Genomic DNA, 19,738 nt, shown 5'->3' with positions numbered 1-19,738 from the left:
CCCCGGTCGGCCGACAACCCAGCAGGCCCACAGGGCGCGCCGTCACGGCGGCGCGCCCTGTGCGGGGTCAGCGACCGTTTCCCGGAGGGCCGCCGGCCGTGGTACGGCGGGTGGCCCGACCAGGCGAAGCCGTAGGAGACCTAGAGGTCTTCGAGGACGGCGGCGAGCTGGTCGACCGCCCAGACCAGGTCCTCCTCGGAGATCACGATCGGCGGCGCGAGCCGGATCGTGGACCCGTGGGTGTCCTTGGCGAGCACGCCGCGCGCCATGAGCGCCTTGGAGACCTCGCGCCCGGTGCCGAGGGCCGGGTCGATGTCCACGCCCGCCCACAGCCCGCGCCCGCGCACCGCCACCACGCCCTTGCCGGCCAGCTCGCGCAGCCGCGCGTGCAGCACCTCGCCGAGCCGGGCGGCCCTGGCCTGGAACTCGCCGGTGTTCAGGATGTCGATGACGGCGATGCCGACCGCGCAGGCCAGCGGGTTGCCGCCGAACGTGGACCCGTGCTGGCCCGGCTTGATGACCCCGAGGACGTCCTCGTCCGCGGCGATGGCCGAGACCGGCACCACGCCGCCGCCGAGCGCCTTGCCCAGGATGTAGACGTCGGGGACGACGTTCTCGTGGTCGCAGGCGAACGTGCGGCCGGTGCGCCCGAGACCCGACTGGATCTCGTCGGCGATCATCAGCACGTTGTTCTCGGTGCAGATGCGCCGCACCTCGGTCAGGTAGCCGTCCGGCGGCACCAGCACGCCCGCCTCGCCCTGGATCGGCTCGACGAGGACGGCCACGGTGTTGTCGTCGATCGCCTCCCTGATCGCCTCGGCCGAGCCGTAGCGGACGATCTTGAACCCGGGCGTGTACGGCCCGAACCCGTCGTGCGCGTCGGGGTCGGTGGAGAAGCTGATGATCGTGGTGGTGCGGCCGTGGAAGTTGTCCTCCATCACGATGATGTTGGCCTGCTCCGGCGCGACGCCCTTGACCTCGTAGCCCCACTTGCGGGCCACCTTGATCGCGGTCTCGACGGCCTCGGCGCCGGTGTTCATCGGCAGGATCATGTCCTTGCCGGTGAGGTCGCCGAGCCCGGCGCAGAACTGGGCGAACTGGTCGTGGTAGAAGGCCCGGCTGGTCAGCGTGAGGTTCTTCAGCTGCTCCTGGGCGGCCTCGATGATCTTCGGGTTGCCGTGGCCGAAGTTCAGTGACGAGTAGCCCGACAGGCAGTCGAGATAGCGCTTGCCCTCGACGTCGGTGACCCACGCGCCGTGCGCCTCGTGGATGACCACGGGCAGCGGATGGTAGTTGTGCGCGCTGCGGCGCTCGCTTACTTCGATCAGCTCTGCGCTGGTGCTCATGTTACTTCTCCCCCCTGATCTCCAGTGTGCAGCACTTGGGACCGCCGCCCGCCTTGCGCAGCTCCGACAGCTCGACCGGGATCACCTCGTAACCGTGCCGCTTGAGCTCCAGCTGGAGCCCGGACGCCTCGGAGTTGATCACCACGTTCCGGCCGTCGCTGACCGCGTTGAGGCCGAGCACCTCGGCGTCCTCGGCGGTCGCGATCACCGCGTCCGGGAACATCGCGCGCAGCACCTCCTGGCTGCCCTGGGAGAAGGCGCCGGGGTAGTAGGCGACGTTGCGGCCGTCGAGCGGGAACAGCGCGGTGTCCAGGTGGTAGAAGCGCGGGTCGACCAGCTTCAGCGAGACGACCGGGCGGCCCAGGTACTCCTGCGCCTCCTGGTGGGCGACCACGTCGGTGCGGAAGCCGGTGCCGGCCAGGATGACGTCGTCGAGGGTGAGGAAGTCGCCCTCGCCCTCGTTGACGTGCGCAGGCTCCAGCGTCGGGTAGCCGCGCTCGACGAACCAGCGCAGGTAGGCCGGGCCCTCGGGGCCGCGCTCGGGGAAGGTGAAGCGGGCGCCGTAGACCCGGCCGCCGACGACCAGCGCGCCGTTGGCGGCGAACACCATGTCGGGCAGGCCCTCGATCGGGTCGATGAGGCTGACCTGGTGCCCGAGCTCCTCGTACGCCGACTTCAGCCCTTCCCACTGCCGGATCGCCACCTCACGGTCGGCGCCGGCCTCGGGGTCCATCCACGGGTTGATGGCGTACTCGACCGCGAAGTAGTCCGGGCGGCACATGAGGAAGTGTTTGGGCATGCAGGGCTCCGTCGTCGTCAGTTCAGGGGAAGTTCCCGTGTCGGGGGAGACGGGGACAGCCTAAGAATTGACGTTTGCGCAGGCCAAGCGGTGCGCATTGCGCGTTGGCGCAGGTCTGTTGCGTCTATCGGCCGGCGACGTGCGATCCGTTGCGCGAGTCCGTCAGGGCGGCTCCCGGCGGGATGTCCACCAGCCGCGACAGCACGATCGAGCTCTTGGTCCGCACCACGAAAGCCTCCGCCGCGATGCGCTCGATGACCCGCTCGACGTGCCGCACGTCGGTGGCCCTGATGTGCAGCAGCGCGTCGGCCTCGCCCGTGATCGTGGCCGCCGCCACCACCTCGGGGAACCTGGCCACGGCCAGGGCGATGTCCGACGGCTTGGTCTTGCCCTGGCAGAAGAGCTCGACGTACGCCTCGGTGGTCCAGCCGAGCGCCTGCGGCGCGACCCGCGCGCTGAAGCCGGTGATCGCCCCGCTCTTCTGCAGCCGGTCGACCCGCCGCTTGACGGCCGACGCGCTCAGCCCCACCTGCTGGCCGATGTCCGCGTAGGTCGCGCGGGCGTCGTCGACGAGCGCCGCGATGATGTCACGATCGAGCCGGTCCAGTTCCACGGGCTCTGTATACCGCCTGGCCAGGCTGGCGCGCGACGAGCGCCGCGCGGGAGACTGGGCGTTCGGTCCACTGCCGGAGGATTGCCGCCACATGAATATCGCACGTTTTCCCGAGGGTTTCGTCTGGGGGGTCTCGACGTCGGCCTTCCAGATCGAGGGCGGCACGGCCGCCGACGGCCGCGGGCCGTCCATTTGGGACGCCTTCGCCGGTGGCCCGCCCGACGCCTGCGACCATTACCACCGATATCGCGAGGACGTCTCGCTGATGAAAGAGCTGGGAATGGCCGCGTACCGGTTCTCGGTGAGCTGGCCGCGCATTCTTCCGGACGGCTCGGGAAAGGTGAACACGGCCGGTCTCGACTTTTATCAGCGGCTGGTCGACGCCCTGCTGGAGGCGGGCATCACGCCGTTGGCCACCCTTTATCACTGGGATCTGCCGCAGGCGCTGGAGGAGCGCGGCGGATGGCCGTCCCGCGACACCGCCCGCTGTTTCGCGGACTACGCGGCGATCGTGGCCGAGCGGCTCGGCGACCGGGTCGGCACCTGGTTCACCGTGAACGAGCCGTGGGTGGCGGCCTTCGTCGGCCACGGCTCGGGGGTGCACGCGCCGGGCCGCCGGTCGGCCGCCGAGGCGTTCAGGAGCGCCCACCACCTGCTGCTCGCCCACGGCCTGGGCGCCCAGGCCCTGCGCGCCGCCGGGGCCGCCGAGGTGGGGGCCGTGCTCAACTTCTCGCCCGTGCTGACGCCGGCCCAGGTCGGCGACTTCGACCGGCCGCTGTCGGAGGAGGACGCCGAGGCCGTGGCCAGGATCGACGCGCTCGTCCACCGGCAGTTCCTCGACCCGATGCTGCGCGGCGCCTACCCCGCCGACCTGCTGCCGGTCATCGAGGAGCACGCCGGGCTCGGGCACGTCCACGACGGAGACCTGGCCGACATCGCCCAGCCGCTCGACCTGCTCGGCGTCAACTACTACGCGCCGGCCGTCGTCCAGGCGCAGCCCGGCGAACCGGCCGACCCGGCTTATCCGGGAAGCGCGGGCGTGCTTTTCAGCACCATTCCCACGGCGGTCACCGCGATGGGCTGGCCGATCGTCCCGAACGCCCTGTCGCTGTTACTGCGGCGGCTCACCGGCGAATATCCGGAACTCGAACTGATGATCACCGAGAATGGCGCGGACTTCGTCGACACGGTCACCCCCGAAGGCATTCACGACGTCGACCGCGTGCATTTCATCGAGGAACACCTGCGGGCCCTGCGGACCGCCGTCGAGGAGGGCGCGAACGTCCGCGGATATCTCGCCTGGACGCTGCTCGACAATCTCGAATGGGCCGAGGGGTACCGGCGCAAGTTCGGCCTCGTGCACGTCGACTTCGACACCCAGCGCAGGCGGCCCAAGGACAGCGCCTTGTGGTACCGCGATGTCATCAGGCGCAACGGCCTGACCGAGGCCCCGCCCAGACGTCCCACGCTGGAGACGGTGGCCGCCCGCGCCCGCGTCTCCCGGGCCACGGTCTCCCGCGTCGTCAACGGCGAGGCGTCGGTCAGCCCGGAGGTGCGCTCCACGGTCCTGCAGGCCGTCAAGGAGCTCGGCTACGTGCCCAACGCCGCCGCCCGCAGCCTGGTGACCCGGCGCACCGACACCGTCGCGCTCGTGCTGTCGGCCCCCAGGCACGCCGCCGACCCGATGGTCGCGGCCGTCGTCCAGTACGTGACGAGCCTGCTGGAGGGGGCGGGCAAGCAGATCACCCTCATGCTCGCCGACACCGCCGAGAGCCAGCGCCGCATCGTCCGGCACGCCGAGGCGCGCCTGGTGGACGGCGTCGTCCTGCTGCCGCCCGAGCGGGGCGACACCCTGGCCGAACGGCTCTCGCGCACCGGCGTGCCGCTCGTGCTGCTGGGCCGGCCGCCGGTCGCCTCGCTGGTGCCGTACGTGGACGCCGACAACGCCGCGGGCGCGGCGGCGGCCACCGAGCACCTGCTGGCCACCGGCCGCCGCCGGATCGGCATGATCTGCGGCCCGATGGACCTGGTCGCCACTCAGGACCGGCTCGCCGGCCACCGCGCGGCCCTCGACCGCGCCGGCTTGCGGCCCAGACTGGCGATCGGCGACCTGACCCGGGCCTCCGGCACGGCCGCGGCCGACCAGCTCCTCGGCGACGCCCCCGACCTGGACGCGATCTTCGCGGCCGACGACCAGATGGCGATCGGCGCCCTGCCGGCCGCCCGCGCCGCGGGCCGGCGGGTGCCCGACGACCTGGCGATCGTGGGCTTCGACGACATCGACGCCGCCTCGGCCACCACCCCGGCCCTCACCACCGTCCGGGTGCCCGTGACGGAGCAGGCGCTGGCGCTGGCGCGGCTGCTGCTGTCGCGGCTGGAGGGCCGGAGCACCACGCCGGTCGTCCTGCCCACCCGGCTGATCGTGCGGGAGTCAGCCTAGATCTGCCGCTCGAACAGGCTCGGGAAGACCTTGGACACCTTCGACAGCAGGTACTCGCCGTAGGTGCCGGTGAAGTCGACCTGGCCGTCCCAGCGCTCGCCGGCGGCGTAGGGGAGGGGCGGCACCACGCTGTCCCAGCCGGGGTCGAAGAAGAACGGGTAGCTCAGGCGCTCGTTGCCGCTGCGGTTGCGCACGCGGTGCGGGGTCGAGCGGTAGCGGCCGCCCGTGAGCTTGTCGAGCATGTCGCCGATGTTGCAGACGAACGTGCCCGGCAGCGGCGGCGCCTCGATCCAGCCGTCCGCCGTCCGGACCTGGAGGCCGCCGTTGGCGTCCTGGAGGAGCAGGGTGAGCAGGCCGTAGTCGGTGTGCTCGCCCACGCCCCAGGTCTCGTCGTCGTCCGGGGGCGCGGGCGGGTAGTGGAAGACGCGGAACAGGACGGTCGGGTCGGCGGTGTAGCCGGTGCGGAAGTAGCCCTCGTCCAGGCCCAGGCTGAGCGCGATCCCCGACATGACCGCCTGCGCGACCCCCGTCATCGTGTCCAGGTAGGCGAGCACGGCCTCGCGCAGCTCGGGCACCTGGACCGGGAACTGGTTGGGGCCGTGCAGCGGGAGCGGGCCGGGCGGCTCCTCGGCGCCGAAGTAGACGCCCTCCTTCAGGTCCGGACGCCCCGAGGTCAGCTCGCCGCCCACCGGGAAGAAGCCGCGCCAGGCCGGGCCGCCGCGGTCCATCGAGATCTCGTCCTTGACCTCCTCGGGCAGCGCGAAGAAGCGCCTGGCGGCGGCGTCGAGCCGGTCGAGGAGCTCCTGCGGCACGCCGTGCCCGCGGACGTAGAAGAAGCCGCTGTCCCGGCAGGCCGCGCCGATCGCCGCGCCGACGGCCTGCCTGTCGCCGCCCGGGGTGTCGCCGAGCAAGGGGGAGATGTCGATCACCGGCAATTCGCGCACCGTCTCATTGTCCCCCAGCCCGGGGGCGGCGGGCCGGGCCCTGGGTACGCCCGCCGCCCCCGAGGAGGACCCTGAGAGGGATCAGGTCGTCGAGAAGGTGAACCAGTTGACGTTGACGAAGTCGGCGGGCTGGCCGCTGCTGAAGGTCAGGTAGACGGTGTGCGTCCCGGTCACCCCGCTGATGTTGGCGGGGACCGTGCGCCAGCTCTGCCAGCCGCCCGTACTGGCCAGCGCGAAGTCGCCGATCGGCGGGGCGGACGGGCTGTCCAGCCGCACCTGCACCAGCCCGCTCACGCCGGCCGCCGCCCCCGACGCCACCCTGGCCTTGAACTGGCGGGCGGGCTCTGAGCCGAAGTTCACCCCGTCGTAGCGCAGCCAGTCGCCGCCCGCGATGGCGCCGACGTTCTGGCCGCCGCCGGTGTCGGTGGTGGTCTCGACGATGGTGCCCGACTGGGCCTGGTAGCGCTCGGCCTGGATGGTGGAGCGCGCGTCCACGCCGCCCGGGACGGTCGGGGTCGCCGTCGGCGTGGAGACCGTGCCGCTCTGCCAGACGGCCACGTAGTCCACCAGCAGCGGGTGCCCGGGGACGGTCGCCGCCGTCGGCGTGCCCGTGCCGGCCAGGGCGTTGGGGAACGCGCCGCCCATGGCCAGGTTGAGCAGCAGGAAATAGCCGCCGTGCCCGGTCATGTTGGTCCAGGTGGTGGCGTCGAGCTGGTTCTGGCTCACGCTGTGGAACTGCTGGCCGTCGACGTACCAGCGGAGCTGGTTCGGGCTGGCGGCGCGGTCCCACTCGAAGCGGTAGGTGTGGAAGGCCGACTGGCAGGACGATCCGGGGCAGGCCCGGCTCGCGCCCAGGCCGGTCGTCTCGTTGCAGGGCCCGCCGGGGCTGACGCCGCAGTGGAGCACGCCCCACACCGAGTTGATGCCGTTGACGTTCTCCATGATGTCGAACTCGCCGATGCCCGGCCAGTTCCAGTAGTTCCCCCGGTACGGCGCCCCGAGCGCCCAGAACGCCGGCCAGTAGCCGAGCGCCGCCTGCCCGGTCACGTCCGGCATCTGGATCCGGCCCTCGATGCGCAGGACGCGCCCGTCGGCCGGCTTGAAGTCGGCCCGCCTGGTCTCGACGCGGGCCGAGGTCCACTCGCCCGAGCCGCTGCGCAGGGGCGTGATGCGCAGGTTGCCGGAGCCGTCGAGGCTGACGTTGGAGGTGCTGGAGGTGTAGTTCTGGATCTCGCCGGTGCCCCAGTTGCCCGGCCCGCCGGGGTAGCCGTGCCCGGTATCGATGATCCACTCGGCGGACGAGGGCGGCGTGCCCGCCGAGCCGTTGAAGTCGTCGGACCAGACCAGCGACCAGCCGGACGGCGTGGACGGCACGGACGCCGAGGCGCTGACGGCCACTTTGACGAGCAGGCCGGTGAGTGCCACGAGCACCACCGCCACGGCCACCAGGCGGCGCCTGTGCCGGATCTCTGTTGTCATCCCTGCTCCATGGGGGGTGGTGGAGTCGAGTGAGAGAGCGCTCTCTTGACGCGACGTAAACACGCTGCTGACCGCGTGTCAATATGGGAGAGCGCTCTAGAGCAGGTCGACGGACGACGTCCCGGCGGCCTCGAACGCCGCCCGCCAGAAGCTCTCCAGCAGCGGGAACCGGTCGGGGTCGGACTTCTTCGCCCGCAGGAATCCATGCACCACCACCGCGTACCCGGACAGGTCCGGCAGCAGCCGCGCGTCCCGCAGTTCCTCGATCTTCCGGCCGCGGGCGGCCTCGCTCAGGTCCAGCTCGCCGACGTCCAGGTCGCCGTGGTCGTTGAGCAGGTCGCTGAACACGATGAGCCGGTGCTCCCTGTCCGGCTGCCGCAGCGCGCTGAGCTGCTTGACCGCGTACCGCAGGGCGCCCAGGACGTCCGAGCCCCGGCCCTCCTTCGGGCAGTCGAGCAGCTCGGCCGCCCGGGGGAGCACCTGCGTGATCCGGCGGGCCCTGACCCGGTCCTCGACCACGGGATCGTCGCCGGGGTTCTCGGTGCGGGTGGCGGCGATGGGCACCGGGTCCTCGCGGCACGCGCTGCTCTCAGAGTCGCCGGTCACCGCCGCGAAGCCGATCCAGTCGCAGCCCTTGGCGAACCCCGGCAGCTCGGATTCGACGTCGTTCCCGGCGGTCACCGGGTCGGCGTAGCCCGTCGAGTCGACGACCGCGCCGCACACCGGGCCCGGATCCGTGCCGCACCCGCTCACCGGGCCCGCGGCCAGCGCCAGCACCACCACGACCCGCCCGGACAGGCCCGTCATCGGCGCCCTCCGGCCGGGGTGGTCCGCGCGCCCGTCCGGGGAATCCCCTCGTCTGAACGGCCGCGGCAAGAACGCCATCCGCGTCTCCTGGCTCCGGCCGGACCGGACCTCGGCTCGAATGTCCCTGGATTTCAGACTAGTCCGTCATGTCCTTTTCCGGCGGGGCGATTCGGCGCCCGCACGCGAAACGGCGGCCACCGGCGCCCTGATCGGGAGCCCGTGACCGCCGTCGTGTCCGGAGGGGGAGGTGGCCGCTCAGCCCTTCTCCGCCTCGCCGGTGGCCTGTTCGAGCGCGTCCTCGGGCGAGGCCTCGAGGTCCTGCTCGGCGTCGGCGCCGGCCTGCGCAGAGGCCTTGTCCAGGCGCACCCAGCTCGTCACGCTCTCCACCGCGAACAGCACGAACAGGTACGCCGTCAGCACCGCGAGCACCGGCGTCAGCCAGCCCAGCGCCGCACCGGCGCCGATGATCAGCAGGCGCAGCTCCCAGCCGAGCCCCGCGTGGAACACCCACGCGGGCGGCCAGATGCTCTGCCGAGTGCGGTAGACGGTGTCGTAGGTGTGGTAGCCCACGACGTAGACCAGCACGAACAGCAGCCACTTCGGCGCGCCGGCGGCCAGGCCGATCGCGATCATGGCGAGGAACTCGGTGCCGCGCAGCAGCGGCGGGGTGAGCCAGTCGAAGCGGCCGAGGTGGTCGCGCGGCGCGGTCGGCAGCACGAGCAGCAGCGTGATGGCCACCGGCACGAGCAGCAGCGGCCCCTTGTCGGGCAGCCCGACGACGGTGACGGCGACGACGGCGAGCAGCGCCACGAGCGTGGCGGGCACGGGCGGAAGGCCCTTGCCCAGCTTGCCCGCGAGGGCGTGCACGAGCGGGCCGTCGTCGCGGTAGGCGAGCAGGCGGGCGGTCTGGATGCGGCGGCGTTCCTCGTCGGGGTCCGGCGTGGGGGTGGCCATGGCCTGCGGTTGAGTGATCATACGAGCGACCTCATGAGGCGTCCGGTGAGGGTGTAGGCGGCGGCGACGGAGCCCCAGATCACGAGGGTGAGGAAAGTGATCCGGGCGTCGAAGAGGGCGGCGGTGATCGCGATGGCCGCGAACCGCTCGCCGATGGGGAACACGATCATCTTCCGCGCCCAGTGGACCGCGCGGAACTTGCCCGCCCTGGTCCACATCTTGAGCACGCCGCGCAGGCCCTGGCTGCGCTCGACCTTGCGCCGCTCCAGCGCCCTGCGCAGGTCGCGGTCGTCGGGGGCGTCGAGCGGGAGGGTGGGGAGCTGCCCGGGCGGCTTGCGGCGGTTGGAGATGCCGAAGGAGAAGTCGAGCAGGTGGCGTACGGACTGGAGCCCGATGGCGGCCAGCGCCAGGATCCAGATGTCGTCGCCGTTGCCCGAGACGACCCAGCCGACGGCCAGGCCGGCGAAGACCACGTATTCCTTGAAGCGGTCGAAGGTGGCGTCGAGCCAGGCCCCCAGCACGCCGAACTTGCGGGCGTACCGGGCCACCTGCCCGTCGACGCAGTCGAAGACGAAGGCGAAGTAGATCAGCAGGCCGCCGGCGACCATCCACGGCCGGTCGCCGGTGGCGAAGCAGGCGGCGGCGGCCACGCCGAGCAAGATCGAGATCAGCGTCACCTGGTTGGGCGTGAGCCCGCGCCGCGCCGCCCAGCGGGCGATGAAGCGCGAGTAGGTGGAGACGAAGTAGGTGGTGAAGAAGCCGTCGGCGCCCTTGACCGCGTTGTTGAGCCGGGCGCGGTCCTCGTTCATGCCGGCCATCTCGGCGCCGGCCTCGTTGACCTCCTCCGGCGTGCTCACCCGGCGGTAGAACAGGTCGCGGCGGCCGCGCACGCCGACCGACACGCCGTTGCGCACCAGGCCGAACACCACGAGCTGGACGAGGTCGTCGTCCGCGCCGAAGCGGTCGGCCATGAGGGCCAGCTCGCGGCAGGTCTGCGCGAGCACGGGGGCGTTGCGGGCGCTGATGTGCAGCGGGCCGAGCAGCACCGCGTTGGGCCTGGTCACCGCGTGGCTGGCGGTGCCGACCGACACGACGCGCGACTTGCCGACGCGCGCGCGCACCGGCAGCCCTTCGAGCCGGCCGTAGCCGATCTCCGGGTCGGCCTCGTCGATCGGTACGGTGTCCTCCTGCGCCTCCTCGGTCACCTCCAGACGCGGTTCCTTGGCCACGAGCGCCAGCGCGCCGCGCTTGGCCTTGGTGATCTGGTAGATCAGCTCGTCGTGGACGACCGAGTTCTGGGGGATGATGAAGAGGCTCTCCGTTGCCGATTCTGCGACGTCGGCCAGGGCGCGAAGGGCGGCGGCCACGTCGCCGGTCTCGATCGTGGCGGGCCGCGGGTCATAGGAGACGAGCTGGCTGCGCAGCCGCTCGGCCACGGTGGGATTGCCGGGCAGCGCGGCCAGCCTCAGGCCGGTCGGAGAGGTGTCGGGGCCGGGCGAAGAGCCCAGCAGGACCACGCGGGTCATGACTCCCTTTCGAGGCAGTAGCGGGGGGTTGAACAACGGGTGATGCGGGGACAGACGTCAAAGTCTAGTGACGGCAGGGCAAACTCGCGTCACCAGAGCATGCCCGGAACATGCCGCGCGTGCGGCCGTAAGATGGGCAAGTGAGTCTCTACCGCGACGAAGGCGTCGTCCTGCGGACGCAGAAACTCGGTGAGGCCGATCGCATCGTCACCGTTCTGGCCAAGCGCACCGGCAAGATCCGGGCGGTGGCCAGGGGCGTGCGCCGCACCAAGTCACGCTTCGGCGCGCGGCTGGAGCCGTTCACGCACGTCGACCTCCAGCTCCACACCGGCCGCACGCTCGACGTGATCACCCAGGCGGAGACCATCAGGCCCTACGGCGAGGCGCTGGCCGTCGACTACCCCCGTTACACCGCCGGCAGCGCCATGCTGGAGACGGCCGACCGGCTGACCCACGGCGAGAAGGAGCCGGCGCTACGGCAGTTCCTGCTGCTGGTCGGCGGCCTGCGCACGCTGTCCGAACGCGCCCACGAGGCCAGGCTGGTCCTCGACGCGTACTTCCTGCGCTCGCTGGCGGTGGCCGGTTACGCGCCCGCGCTGGAGGCGTGCGCCAAGTGCCAGGCCCCGGCGGTCAGGGCCTTCGCCATCGTCGCGGGCGGCGTGGTGTGCGGGGCGTGCCGTCCGGCGGGCTCGGCGGTGCCGGCGGGGGAGACGATCGGGCTCATGACGGCGCTGCTGCGCGGCGACTGGGCCACCGCCGACGCCTCGGAGTCGCGCCACCGCAGCGAGTGCAGCGGTCTGGTGGCCGCATATCTGCAATGGCATCTGGAACACGGAATACGCTCTCTGCGACACGTCGAAAGGGAGCATGCGTGAACGTCCGGCCTCCGACCCCTCATCCGTCAGGCGCCACCCCGCCGCCGATCCCGCGTGACCTCGTGCCCCGGCACGTCGCCATCGTGATGGACGGCAACGGCCGCTGGGCCAAGGCACGCGGCCTGCCGCGCACCGAAGGGCACAAGGCGGGCGAGTCCTCGCTGTTCGACGTCATCGAGGGGGCCCTTGAGCTGGGCGTCCCCTACCTGAGCGCCTACGCCTTCTCCACGGAGAACTGGAAGCGCTCGCCCGACGAGGTGCGCTTCCTGATGGGCTTCAACCGCGACGTCATCAGGCGGCGGCGCGACGAGCTCAACGCCATGGGCGTGCGGGTGCGCTGGGCGGGCCGGCCGGGGCGGCTGTGGAAGAGCGTGATCTCCGAGCTGCAGAGCGCCGAGGAGATGACCCTCGGCAACAGCAAGCTGACGTTGCAGTTCTGCGTCAACTACGGCGGCCAGGCCGAGATCGTCGACGCGGCGGTCAAGCTGGCGGCCGACATCGCGGCCGGGCGGGTCAAGCCGTCCAAGGTGAGCGAGAAGGTGTTCGCCCGCTACCTCGACGAGCCCGAGATCCCGCCGGTCGACCTGTTCCTGCGCTCCTCGGGCGAGCAGCGCTTCTCGAACTTCCTGCTGTGGCAGTCGGCCTACGCCGAGATGGTCTTCCTCGACCGGCTCTGGCCCGACTTCGACCGCCGCGACCTGTGGGCGGCGTGCGAGATCTACGCCAAGCGCGACCGCCGCTACGGCGGCGCGATCCCCAACGAGGTCACCGGCGCCTAGAGAAACCCCGGGGTTCACCCCTCGTTCGAGCCGTTCCACTACCTGCCGAACATCATGGCGGGGCAGGCGTTCGGCACGGCGCCGGAGCTGACGCTGCTCGCGCTGACGGCCGCGCTCACGGCCGGCGGGCTGCTCGCCCTGCGGCGGCGCGACGCCGGCCGAGGAGACGTGGCGTCGCGGCGGTATCCGGAATTCTGGCACGAGGGTCAGGCTGAGAGCCGGTGAAGGCGGGTACAACCCGTTCCCCCACGATGAAGGAGGGCCGATGATCCCAGGTTGCGGCTCGTGCAACTGTTCCGACGTCTTCGCCACCGCCAAGCCGCCGTGGTGGCAGACGTCCAGCGAAGCACCCTGAATCACCCGCACCAGCCGCCCGTCCCCCGATCGCCGCGGGGACGGGCGGTTCGCGTGCGGGACGGTCAGGCGCGGCGGCGGGCCCGGTAAGCGGCGACGTGCATGCGGTTGCCGCAGGTGCGGCTGTCGCAGTAGACCCGCGAGCGGTTGCGGGACTCGTCGACGAACACGCGGTCGCAGTCGGGGGCCGAGCAGGTGCGCAGGCGCTCCATCTCGCCCTCCACCAGCAGGTGCGCCAGCGCCACGCCGCAGTCGGCGGCCACGTGCTCGGCCAGGGAGGCGTCGGTGGCGAAGTAGTGCACGTGCAGCGGGTGGCCGTCGTGCTCGGTCAGCCTGGGCGTGATGCGCGTCTCGGCGAGCAACGCGTTGAGCGTGCGCACGGCGCTCGCCACGTCGGAGGCCGTGAACACCCGGTGGAACGCCTCGCGCACCATGCGCACCTGGCCGAGGTCGCGGGCGGTCAGCGCGCCGATGCCGCTGATCTGCCGGGACTCCACGAAGGCTTGCAACTCGGCCAGGCTGGCCAGACCGTCGTCGCCGCCGGTGGACGGCGAGGTGTTGACCAGGTCGACAACGGTCGCCAAAGAATGCACCATGTCATGGCCAAACGGCATGTTGACTCCTGTCGGGGCCGGTTCTAGCGTGGTCGCAGCGTATCTCTCCCATGGGACTCCGGGGGTTTCCGTGAGTGCATATCGGCGTATCGTCCTGATCGCGATCGCCGGAGCACTGATCATCTCCACCTCCGCGCCCCTGGTGCGGCTGTCCGGGGCGTCGCCCGCGACGTCGGCGTTGTTCCGCTGCGCGTACGCGGCGCCGCCCATGGTGCTGCTCGCCTGGCTCGAACGGCGGAAGCTGGGGCCCCTGCCCTGGCGGAACGCGCTGCCGGCCTGGGCGGCGGGCGTGCTGTTCTCGCTCGACCTGCTGTTCTGGCACCAGTCGATCAAGCTGGTCGGCGCGGGCCTGGCGACCGTGCTGGGCAACCTGCAGGTGTTCATCGTGGCCTTCGCCGCCTGGGGCCTGTTCCGCGAGCGCCCGTCCAACCGGCTCATGGCGAGCACGCCGATCGTCTTCGGCGGGGTCGTGCTGATCTCCGGGGTGTTCGACGGCGCGGCGTACGGGCTCGACCCCGCCATGGGCGCCGTCACCGGGTTGGCGACCTCCGTCGTGTACGCGGCCTACCTGCTGCTCATGAAGGCCGGGCCGGGCCGGACGGCGGGGCCCCTGGCGCACGCGACCGTCGTGGCCACCGTGCTGATCGCCGCGCTCAGCCCGCTGTTCGGCGGCGCCGACCTGGCGCCGGAATGGCCGGCGCACGGGTGGCTGCTGCTGCTCGCGCTGGGGCCGCAGGTGGCCGGATGGCTGCTGATCACCTACTCGCTGCCCAGGCAGCCCGCGGCGCGCACGGCGCTGCTGCTGCTCGTGCAGCCGATGACCACGGTCGCCATCTCCACGCTCACGCTGGGGGAGCGGCCCTCCGCGCTGCAGCTCGCCGGGTGCGCCGCCGTCGTGCTCGGCGTGCTGTACGGCTCCCGCGGCCCTCAGCCCACGCGGGCCGGCGCCGAGCAGGACGAGCAGGTGCCGAAGACCTCGACCGTGTGAGTGATCTCGGTGAAGCCGTGGTCGCTGCCGACCGCCTCCGCCCAGCGCTCGACGGCCGGCCCGGCCACCTCGACCGTGTGGCCGCAACGGCGGCAGACCAGGTGGTGGTGATGGTCGTCGCTGGCGCACGCCCGGTAGACCGACTCGCCCTCGTCGGTGCGCAGCACGTCGACCTGGCCGCAGTCGGCCAGCGCCTGCAGCGCCCGGTAGACGGTGGTCAACCCGATCTTGGCGCCGTGCAGGCGCATCTCTGCATAGACGTCCTGGGCGCTGCGGAACCCCTCGCTGCGGCGAAGGGTGTCGTGCACGGCATCGCGCCTCGTCGTCATGCGACCTCCTCGACACGGACATGTGGTCGCCGGCTCACTGGGGACTCCTGGATACGGCCTCGCCGTACGAATTTACCGACAGCCAGGGCCAGGACGAAGCCGGCGAGGGCGAGAAGCACGATCGCCGCGCCCGGAGGCACCCGTGACGACATCGTCGAGGCCAGCAGACCGCCCACCGAGGCGAGCACGCCGAACAGCATCGCCAGGCCCATCGTGGCCCGGAAGCCCCTGGTGAGCTGCTGGCTCGTGGCCACCGGGATCACCATCAGGGCGCTGACCAGCAGCAGGCCGACCACGCGCATGGCGATGACCACGGTGAGCGCGGCGGTGACCGCGATCAGCAGGCTGAGGAAGCGCACCGGCAGGCCGCTGGCCTTGGCCATCTCCTCGTCCTGGCAGAGCACGAACAGCTCCCTGCCGAAGACGACGACCACGCCGATGACCGCCACGGCCAGCGCGCCGATGATCCAGATGTCCTCCCGCGTGACGCTGGCGATGGCGCCGAACAGGTAGGAGTTCAGCTTGGCGTTGCTGCCGCCGGGGGCGATGCCCATGAGCATGACGCCGCCCGCGATGCCGCCGTAGAACAGCAGGGCGAGCGCGACGTCGCCGCTGGTCCGGCCCCGGGCCCTGACCAGCTCGATCGCCACCGCGCCCAGCACCGAGACGACCACGGCCGTCAGCACCGGCGCCGTGCCGGTCAGGAAGCCCAGCGCCACGCCGGTCAGCGCGACGTGCCCGATGCCGTCGCCGAGCAGCGACAGCCTGCGCTGCACGATGAACGTGCCCACCGCGGGCGCGCACAGCCCCACCAGCAGCGCGGCGATCAGCGCGAGCTGGAAGAGGTTCTCCTGCAGAAGGTCGATCATCGCGCTTCTCCCTGCCAGCCGGTCAGCGGGCCGGCGGCCGGCTCGTCGGCGTGCGGATGCTGGTGCTCGTGTCCCGGCCTGGCGCACTCGCCCTCGGGCCGCGGCGGCTCGCCGTCGTGCGCGACGCGGCCCTCGCGGACCACGACGCCGCGGGTGATCAGCGGCTCCAGCGGGCCCAGCTCGTGGGCGACCAGGACGATCGTCTTGCCGTCGCGGACCAGGCCGCCCAGCGTGTCGGCCAGGAGCTGCTGGGTCTCGGCGTCGACGCCCGCCGTGGGCTCGTCCATCACGTACGTGTCGGGCTCCCCGGCCAGGGCGCGGGCGATGAGCACGCGCTGCTGCTGGCCGCCCGAGAGCGACTGCACGGGGTCGCCGGCCCGGCCGGTCAGGTCGACCGCGTCGAGGGCGTGCGCGACCGCCGCCCGGTCGGCCGCGCTGGTCCTGCGCAGCCGGCTCTGCCTGGCGACGCGGCCCGAGGCCACGACCTCGCGGACGGTGGCGGGCACGCCGCCGCCGACCTGGAGGCGCTGGGGCACGTAGCCGATGCGCCACCAGTCGCGGAACCGGGCGGGCGGGGAGCCGTACAGGAGGGTCTGGCCGCCGGACAGCGGGGTGAGGCCGAGCAGCGCGCGGACCAGGGTGGACTTGCCCGAGCCGTTGGTCCCCAGGAGGGCCACCACCTCGCCGGGGCAGACGGTCAGGTCGACGCCGCGCAGGATCTGCCGCCCGTCGAAGCTGACCCGGCCGCCGGTCATCGCGAAGGCCGTCTCGCTCATGCCGCACACCCCAGCGCCGTGCGGAGGGTCTTGAGGTTGTCGCGCATGGCCGTCAGGTAGTCGCCGGCGGGCTTGCTCTCCAGCGGGTCGAGCACGGCCGTCTTCGCGCCGACCTCGCCGGCCAGCACCTCGGCCACCTTCGGGCTCACCAGGGACTCGGTGAAGATCGTGGTGGCGCCCTCGGCCCTGGCCAGCGCGGCCACCTCCGACAGGCGCTTGGGCGACGGCTCGGTCTCGGGGTCGAGCGTGATGCCCACCTGCTTGAGCTTGTAGCGGTCGGCCAGGTAGCCGAACGCCTCGTGCGCGGTGACCAGCGTCTTGCCGGCGCAGCCGGCCAGGCCCTTGGCGAACTCCTGGTCGAGGCCGCCCAGCACGCCCGCCGCCGTGGCGGCGCGGTCCTTGTACGCCTGCGCGTGGGCGGGGTCGGCGGCGGCCAGCCGCTCGCCCAGCTTTCCGGCGACCGTGGCCAGCCGGGACGGGTCGAGCCAGATGTGCGGGTCGTAGGAGACGCCGTGCTCCTCCGCGTGGCCCTCCTCATCGGCGTGCCCGCCCGCCGGGATCGTCGTGACGACGGCGGCGGCGTCGAAGGCGGTGTCGGCGGAGACGGCGTCGTCGACGGCCGGCTGCACGCCCTTGACGTAGACCGTGAGGGCGGCGTCCTGGAGCTTGGTCATCTGCTGGATGCCCAGCTCCAGGTCGTGCGGCTCGACGCCGGGCGCGGTCAGGACGGTCACGTCGGCGTCGGGCCCGGCCACCTGCTCCGTGAGCCACTGGAGCGGGTAGAAGGCGGCGATCACCTCGGGCCTGCCGCCCGCGGCGGTCTCGGTGCTCTCCGCGGCCCCGGCGCCACAGGCGGACGTGGCCAGCAGGGCTGCTCCGGCGAGGAAGGTTACGGCGCGCATTGGGGGCGTACGGGACATCACGCCCTCAAGTATGGAGAAAATGAAAATGATTGTCAAAATCTCCGGCGGGCCGGACTAGAACGCCCCAAACCGGTCAGCCGCCAGGAGCGCCAGGAAGACCAGCATCACGACCCGCAGCAGCCGCCCGCCGATGCCCAGCGACGGCCACGACAGGTACGCCAGCCACCCGACGAACGCCAGCACCACCAGCGCCGCCACGCCGCCCAGCCAGTTGGCCAGCGCGAAGGCGGCCAGCAGCAGGATCACCAGCACGGCGGGGGCCACCCACCTGGGCACCTGCGTGAACAGAAAGGTCATCGGGGCCGCGCTGCGCCGCTCGACGGCCTTGCGCGCGCCGCCCGCGCCCGGCGTGAAGAACTGCTCGCCCTGGGGCAGCGGGCGCTTGTTTTTGGAGACCACGTCGAGAGCCTATGGGAGTTCGCCTGACACCAGGGTGCGCACCTCTAGGCTGGGCTGGTGCTCGCCGTGATCCGATACACCGTGCCAGAGTCCCAGTCCCAGGACTTCATCAAGCAGGGCCACGCCATCCTCGACACCTTCGCCGCCCAGCCGGGTTTCCACCGCGGGCGGCTGGCCCGTTCGGTCGACGAGCCCAACCTGTGGGCGCTGGTCAGCGAGTGGGAGGGCGCCGGGTTCTACCGCAGGGCGCTGTCGGCCTCCAGGATGGTCATGTACCCGTTGATGATCCTCATGGTCAACGAACCCAGCGCGTACGAGGACGTGTACACGCAAGAAGGTGCGTAGCGATACTCGCGCGCGGGACCGGGTGAGCGTCCCCTAAGCTGGGATCTCACCGAATTCACTCGCCGACCTCCAGCCGGAAAGAGACGCAACCAACATGGCACGACGCACCGACGTCATGGACACCATCGTCAGCCTCGCCAAGCGCCGCGGGCTCGTTTACCCGTCGAGCGAGATCTACGGCGGACTTCGCGCGTCGTGGGACTACGGTCCTCTGGGTGTCGAGCTGAAGAACAACGTCAAGCGGCAGTGGTGGCTGTCGATGGTCCAGTCGCGCGACGACGTGGTGGGCCTCGACTCCTGCGTCATCCTGGCCCCCGAGGTCTGGCGGGCCAGCGGCCACGTCGAGACCTTCACCGACCCGCTGACCGAGTGCCAGTCGTGCCACAAACGCTTCCGCGCCGACCACCTCGTCGAGGCGTACGAGGAGAAGAACGGCAAGGAGCCCGAGAACGGCCTGGCCGACATCACCTGCCCCAACTGCGGCAACAAGGGCACCTTCACCGAACCCCGGCAGTTCAGCGGCCTGCTCAAGACCTTCCTCGGCCCGGTGGAGGACGAGTCGGGCCTGGCCTACCTGCGCCCGGAGACCGCCCAGGGCATCTTCATCAACTACCTCAACGTGCAGCAGTCGGCGCGCAAGAAGGTCCCGTTCGGCATCGGCCAGGTCGGCAAGTCCTTCCGCAACGAGATCACCCCGGGCAACTTCATCTTCCGCACCCGCGAGTTCGAGCAGATGGAGATGGAGTTCTTCGTCAAGCCCGGCACCGACGAGGAGTGGCACCAGTACTGGATCGACGAGCGGTTCCGGTGGTACTCCGACCTGGGCATCAACAAGGACAACCTGCGCCTCTACGAGCACCCGCAGGAGAAGCTGTCCCACTACGCCAAGCGCACCGTCGACGTCGAGTACCGCTTCAACTTCCAGGGCTCGGAGTGGGGCGAGCTCGAAGGCATCGCCAACCGCACCGACTTCGACCTCACCGCCCACTCCAAGGCCTCGGGCGTCGACCTGAGCTTCTTCGAGCAGGACACCGGTGAGCGTTACGTCCCCTACGTCATCGAGCCGGCCGCCGGCGTCGACCGGGCCACGCTCACCTTCCTGCTCGACGCCTACACCGAGGACGAGGCGCCCAACGCCAAGGGCGTCCTGGAGAAGCGCACGGTGCTGAAGCTCGACCACCGGCTCGCGCCGGTCAAGGCCGCGGTGCTGCCGCTGTCGCGCAACGCCGACCTGTCGCCGAAGGCCCGCGACCTGGCCGCGCAGCTGCGCAGGCGGTGGAACGTCGAGTTCGACGACGCGGGCGCGATCGGCCGCCGCTACCGCCGCCAGGACGAGATCGGCACCCCGTTCTGCATCACCGTCGACTTCGACACCCTCGAAGACCACGCGGTGACGATCCGCGAGCGCGACAGCATGGCCCAGGAGCGCATCGCCATCGACCAGGTCGACTCCTACCTGCGCCAGCGTCTCAACGACTGACCCCGGCCGCACCTCGTCGGCGCCGCCCCGGCTCTCCGCCGCGGGCGGCGCTCGCGTTCTCCGGCCAGGCCGCGCAGGACGGGTCGAGCAGAACAGGCC

The 19,738-nt window shown here is 71.6% G+C and carries 21 protein-coding genes; 7 read left to right on the top strand and 14 right to left on the bottom strand.

Annotated elements, in window-relative coordinates:
• Window positions 1-140: 140 nt before the first annotated feature.
• The 3 genes from rocD to ACIBQ6_RS23570 form a co-directional block, all read right to left on the bottom strand.
• Window positions 141-1,346, bottom strand: coding sequence for an ornithine--oxo-acid transaminase (gene rocD / locus ACIBQ6_RS23580; RefSeq protein ID WP_358292105.1), 1,206 nt, complete (start codon window positions 1,344-1,346; stop codon window positions 141-143).
• A 1-nt stretch (window position 1,347) separates the two neighbouring features.
• Window positions 1,348-2,145: a dimethylargininase gene (gene ddaH, locus ACIBQ6_RS23575; RefSeq protein ID WP_358292107.1), complete on the bottom strand. Its 798-nt coding sequence runs from the start codon at window positions 2,143-2,145 to the stop codon at window positions 1,348-1,350.
• Between the two features lie 124 nt (window positions 2,146-2,269).
• Window positions 2,270-2,758 carry an Lrp/AsnC family transcriptional regulator gene (locus ACIBQ6_RS23570; RefSeq protein WP_358292110.1) on the bottom strand — a complete coding sequence of 163 codons (489 nt, stop codon included), beginning with the start codon at window positions 2,756-2,758 and terminating at the stop codon, window positions 2,270-2,272.
• 91 nt (window positions 2,759-2,849) lie between these two features.
• On the opposite strand from ACIBQ6_RS23570, the gene ACIBQ6_RS23565 reads away from it, so the two are divergent.
• A complete protein-coding gene (locus ACIBQ6_RS23565) occupies window positions 2,850-5,198 on the top strand; it encodes a GH1 family beta-glucosidase (RefSeq protein ID WP_397214469.1) in 2,349 nt (782 codons plus the stop codon).
• Here the strand turns inward: ACIBQ6_RS23565 and ACIBQ6_RS23560 are convergent.
• The 5 genes from ACIBQ6_RS23560 to ACIBQ6_RS23540 form a co-directional block, all read right to left on the bottom strand.
• Window positions 5,195-6,142: a 2-oxoglutarate and iron-dependent oxygenase domain-containing protein gene (locus ACIBQ6_RS23560; protein WP_358292114.1), complete on the bottom strand. Its 948-nt coding sequence runs from the start codon at window positions 6,140-6,142 to the stop codon at window positions 5,195-5,197. The two genes, ACIBQ6_RS23565 and ACIBQ6_RS23560, sit on opposite strands and share 4 nt — an antisense overlap.
• An 81-nt stretch (window positions 6,143-6,223) precedes the next feature.
• On the bottom strand, window positions 6,224-7,621 hold the full coding sequence (locus tag ACIBQ6_RS23555) for a glycoside hydrolase family 16 protein (RefSeq protein ID WP_397214467.1): 1,398 nt from the start codon (window positions 7,619-7,621) through the stop codon (window positions 6,224-6,226).
• 96 nt (window positions 7,622-7,717) lie between these two features.
• Window positions 7,718-8,428 carry a hypothetical protein gene (locus tag ACIBQ6_RS23550; RefSeq protein WP_358292120.1) on the bottom strand — a complete coding sequence of 237 codons (711 nt, stop codon included), beginning with the start codon at window positions 8,426-8,428 and terminating at the stop codon, window positions 7,718-7,720.
• 255 nt (window positions 8,429-8,683) lie between these two features.
• A complete protein-coding gene (locus ACIBQ6_RS23545; RefSeq protein WP_352323408.1) occupies window positions 8,684-9,403 on the bottom strand; it encodes a DUF5941 domain-containing protein in 720 nt (239 codons plus the stop codon).
• On the bottom strand, window positions 9,400-10,908 hold the full coding sequence (locus ACIBQ6_RS23540; protein WP_397214465.1) for a CDP-alcohol phosphatidyltransferase family protein: 1,509 nt from the start codon (window positions 10,906-10,908) through the stop codon (window positions 9,400-9,402). Before ACIBQ6_RS23540 ends, ACIBQ6_RS23545 begins: the two co-directional genes overlap by 4 nt.
• A gap of 140 nt (window positions 10,909-11,048) precedes the next feature.
• On the opposite strand from ACIBQ6_RS23540, the gene recO reads away from it, so the two are divergent.
• The 3 genes from recO to ACIBQ6_RS23525 are packed head-to-tail and all read left to right on the top strand — an operon-like array spanning window position 11,049 to window position 12,787.
• Window positions 11,049-11,783, top strand: coding sequence for a DNA repair protein RecO (recO, locus tag ACIBQ6_RS23535; RefSeq protein WP_352352515.1), 735 nt, complete (start codon window positions 11,049-11,051; stop codon window positions 11,781-11,783).
• The gene (locus ACIBQ6_RS23530) at window positions 11,780-12,562 is read left to right on the top strand and encodes an isoprenyl transferase (RefSeq protein WP_358292126.1); all 783 of its coding nucleotides are present in this window, start codon (window positions 11,780-11,782) and stop codon (window positions 12,560-12,562) included. The genes recO and ACIBQ6_RS23530 overlap by 4 nt, the downstream gene beginning before the upstream one ends.
• A gap of 54 nt (window positions 12,563-12,616) precedes the next feature.
• On the top strand, window positions 12,617-12,787 hold the full coding sequence (locus tag ACIBQ6_RS23525; RefSeq protein ID WP_397214463.1) for a hypothetical protein: 171 nt from the start codon (window positions 12,617-12,619) through the stop codon (window positions 12,785-12,787).
• A gap of 194 nt (window positions 12,788-12,981) precedes the next feature.
• Here the strand turns inward: ACIBQ6_RS23525 and ACIBQ6_RS23520 are convergent, their stop codons facing one another.
• A complete protein-coding gene (locus ACIBQ6_RS23520) occupies window positions 12,982-13,509 on the bottom strand; it encodes a CGNR zinc finger domain-containing protein (RefSeq protein WP_352323427.1) in 528 nt (175 codons plus the stop codon).
• 91 nt (window positions 13,510-13,600) lie between these two features.
• On the opposite strand from ACIBQ6_RS23520, the gene ACIBQ6_RS23515 reads away from it, so the two are divergent.
• Window positions 13,601-14,518: a DMT family transporter gene (locus tag ACIBQ6_RS23515; protein WP_397214460.1), complete on the top strand. Its 918-nt coding sequence runs from the start codon at window positions 13,601-13,603 to the stop codon at window positions 14,516-14,518.
• Here ACIBQ6_RS23515 and ACIBQ6_RS23510 read toward each other — a convergent pair.
• The 5 genes from ACIBQ6_RS23510 to ACIBQ6_RS23490 all read right to left on the bottom strand — a co-directional run bounded on the left by ACIBQ6_RS23510 (window position 14,458) and on the right by ACIBQ6_RS23490 (window position 17,814).
• The gene (locus ACIBQ6_RS23510) at window positions 14,458-14,847 is read right to left on the bottom strand and encodes a transcriptional repressor (protein ID WP_352323403.1); all 390 of its coding nucleotides are present in this window, start codon (window positions 14,845-14,847) and stop codon (window positions 14,458-14,460) included. The two genes, ACIBQ6_RS23515 and ACIBQ6_RS23510, sit on opposite strands and share 61 nt — an antisense overlap.
• A complete protein-coding gene (locus ACIBQ6_RS23505) occupies window positions 14,844-15,716 on the bottom strand; it encodes a metal ABC transporter permease (RefSeq protein ID WP_352323402.1) in 873 nt (290 codons plus the stop codon). The genes ACIBQ6_RS23510 and ACIBQ6_RS23505 overlap by 4 nt, the downstream gene beginning before the upstream one ends.
• Window positions 15,713-16,492: a metal ABC transporter ATP-binding protein gene (locus ACIBQ6_RS23500; protein WP_397214458.1), complete on the bottom strand. Its 780-nt coding sequence runs from the start codon at window positions 16,490-16,492 to the stop codon at window positions 15,713-15,715. Before ACIBQ6_RS23500 ends, ACIBQ6_RS23505 begins: the two co-directional genes overlap by 4 nt.
• Window positions 16,489-17,394, bottom strand: coding sequence for a metal ABC transporter substrate-binding protein (locus ACIBQ6_RS23495; protein WP_397214456.1), 906 nt, complete (start codon window positions 17,392-17,394; stop codon window positions 16,489-16,491). The genes ACIBQ6_RS23500 and ACIBQ6_RS23495 overlap by 4 nt, the downstream gene beginning before the upstream one ends.
• Before the next feature lie 75 nt (window positions 17,395-17,469).
• Window positions 17,470-17,814: a DUF6703 family protein gene (locus ACIBQ6_RS23490; RefSeq protein ID WP_397214454.1), complete on the bottom strand. Its 345-nt coding sequence runs from the start codon at window positions 17,812-17,814 to the stop codon at window positions 17,470-17,472.
• Window positions 17,815-17,871: 57 nt separating this feature from the next.
• Here ACIBQ6_RS23490 and ACIBQ6_RS23485 point away from each other — a divergent pair, with 57 nt between their 5' ends.
• Entirely contained in the window at window positions 17,872-18,159 is a 288-nt protein-coding gene (locus ACIBQ6_RS23485) for an antibiotic biosynthesis monooxygenase (protein WP_358292153.1), read from the top strand.
• Window positions 18,160-18,253: 94 nt separating this feature from the next.
• On the top strand, window positions 18,254-19,639 hold the full coding sequence (locus ACIBQ6_RS23480; RefSeq protein WP_358292154.1) for a glycine--tRNA ligase: 1,386 nt from the start codon (window positions 18,254-18,256) through the stop codon (window positions 19,637-19,639).
• Window positions 19,640-19,738 lie beyond the last annotated feature (99 nt).

This window comes from Nonomuraea sp. NPDC049655 (assembly GCF_044465465.1).
In the GTDB taxonomy this organism is placed as follows: Bacteria; Actinomycetota; Actinomycetes; order Streptosporangiales; family Streptosporangiaceae; genus Nonomuraea.
Note: the sequence above shows the minus strand (reverse complement) of the source record. Positions and strands in the feature narration are given on the sequence as shown.

Excerpts from the sequence above, each read along its gene's own strand:
- rocD (WP_358292105.1), bottom strand. The coding sequence starts at position 1,346 with ATGAGCACCAGCGCAGAGCTGATCGAAGTAAGCGAGCGCCGCAGCGCG.
- ddaH (WP_358292107.1), bottom strand. The coding sequence starts at position 2,145 with ATGCCCAAACACTTCCTCATGTGCCGCCCGGACTACTTCGCGGTCGAG.
- ACIBQ6_RS23565 (WP_397214469.1), top strand. The coding sequence starts at position 2,850 with ATGAATATCGCACGTTTTCCCGAGGGTTTCGTCTGGGGGGTCTCGACG.
- ACIBQ6_RS23555 (WP_397214467.1), bottom strand. The coding sequence starts at position 7,621 with ATGACAACAGAGATCCGGCACAGGCGCCGCCTGGTGGCCGTGGCGGTG.
- ACIBQ6_RS23550 (WP_358292120.1), bottom strand. The coding sequence starts at position 8,428 with ATGACGGGCCTGTCCGGGCGGGTCGTGGTGGTGCTGGCGCTGGCCGCG.
- ACIBQ6_RS23545 (WP_352323408.1), bottom strand. The coding sequence starts at position 9,403 with ATGATCACTCAACCGCAGGCCATGGCCACCCCCACGCCGGACCCCGAC.
- ACIBQ6_RS23540 (WP_397214465.1), bottom strand. The coding sequence starts at position 10,908 with ATGACCCGCGTGGTCCTGCTGGGCTCTTCGCCCGGCCCCGACACCTCT.
- ACIBQ6_RS23525 (WP_397214463.1), top strand. The coding sequence starts at position 12,617 with ATGGCGGGGCAGGCGTTCGGCACGGCGCCGGAGCTGACGCTGCTCGCG.
- ACIBQ6_RS23510 (WP_352323403.1), bottom strand. The coding sequence starts at position 14,847 with ATGACGACGAGGCGCGATGCCGTGCACGACACCCTTCGCCGCAGCGAG.
- ACIBQ6_RS23505 (WP_352323402.1), bottom strand. The coding sequence starts at position 15,716 with ATGATCGACCTTCTGCAGGAGAACCTCTTCCAGCTCGCGCTGATCGCC.
- ACIBQ6_RS23500 (WP_397214458.1), bottom strand. The coding sequence starts at position 16,492 with ATGAGCGAGACGGCCTTCGCGATGACCGGCGGCCGGGTCAGCTTCGAC.
- ACIBQ6_RS23495 (WP_397214456.1), bottom strand. The coding sequence starts at position 17,394 with ATGCGCGCCGTAACCTTCCTCGCCGGAGCAGCCCTGCTGGCCACGTCC.
- ACIBQ6_RS23480 (WP_358292154.1), top strand. The coding sequence starts at position 18,254 with ATGGCACGACGCACCGACGTCATGGACACCATCGTCAGCCTCGCCAAG.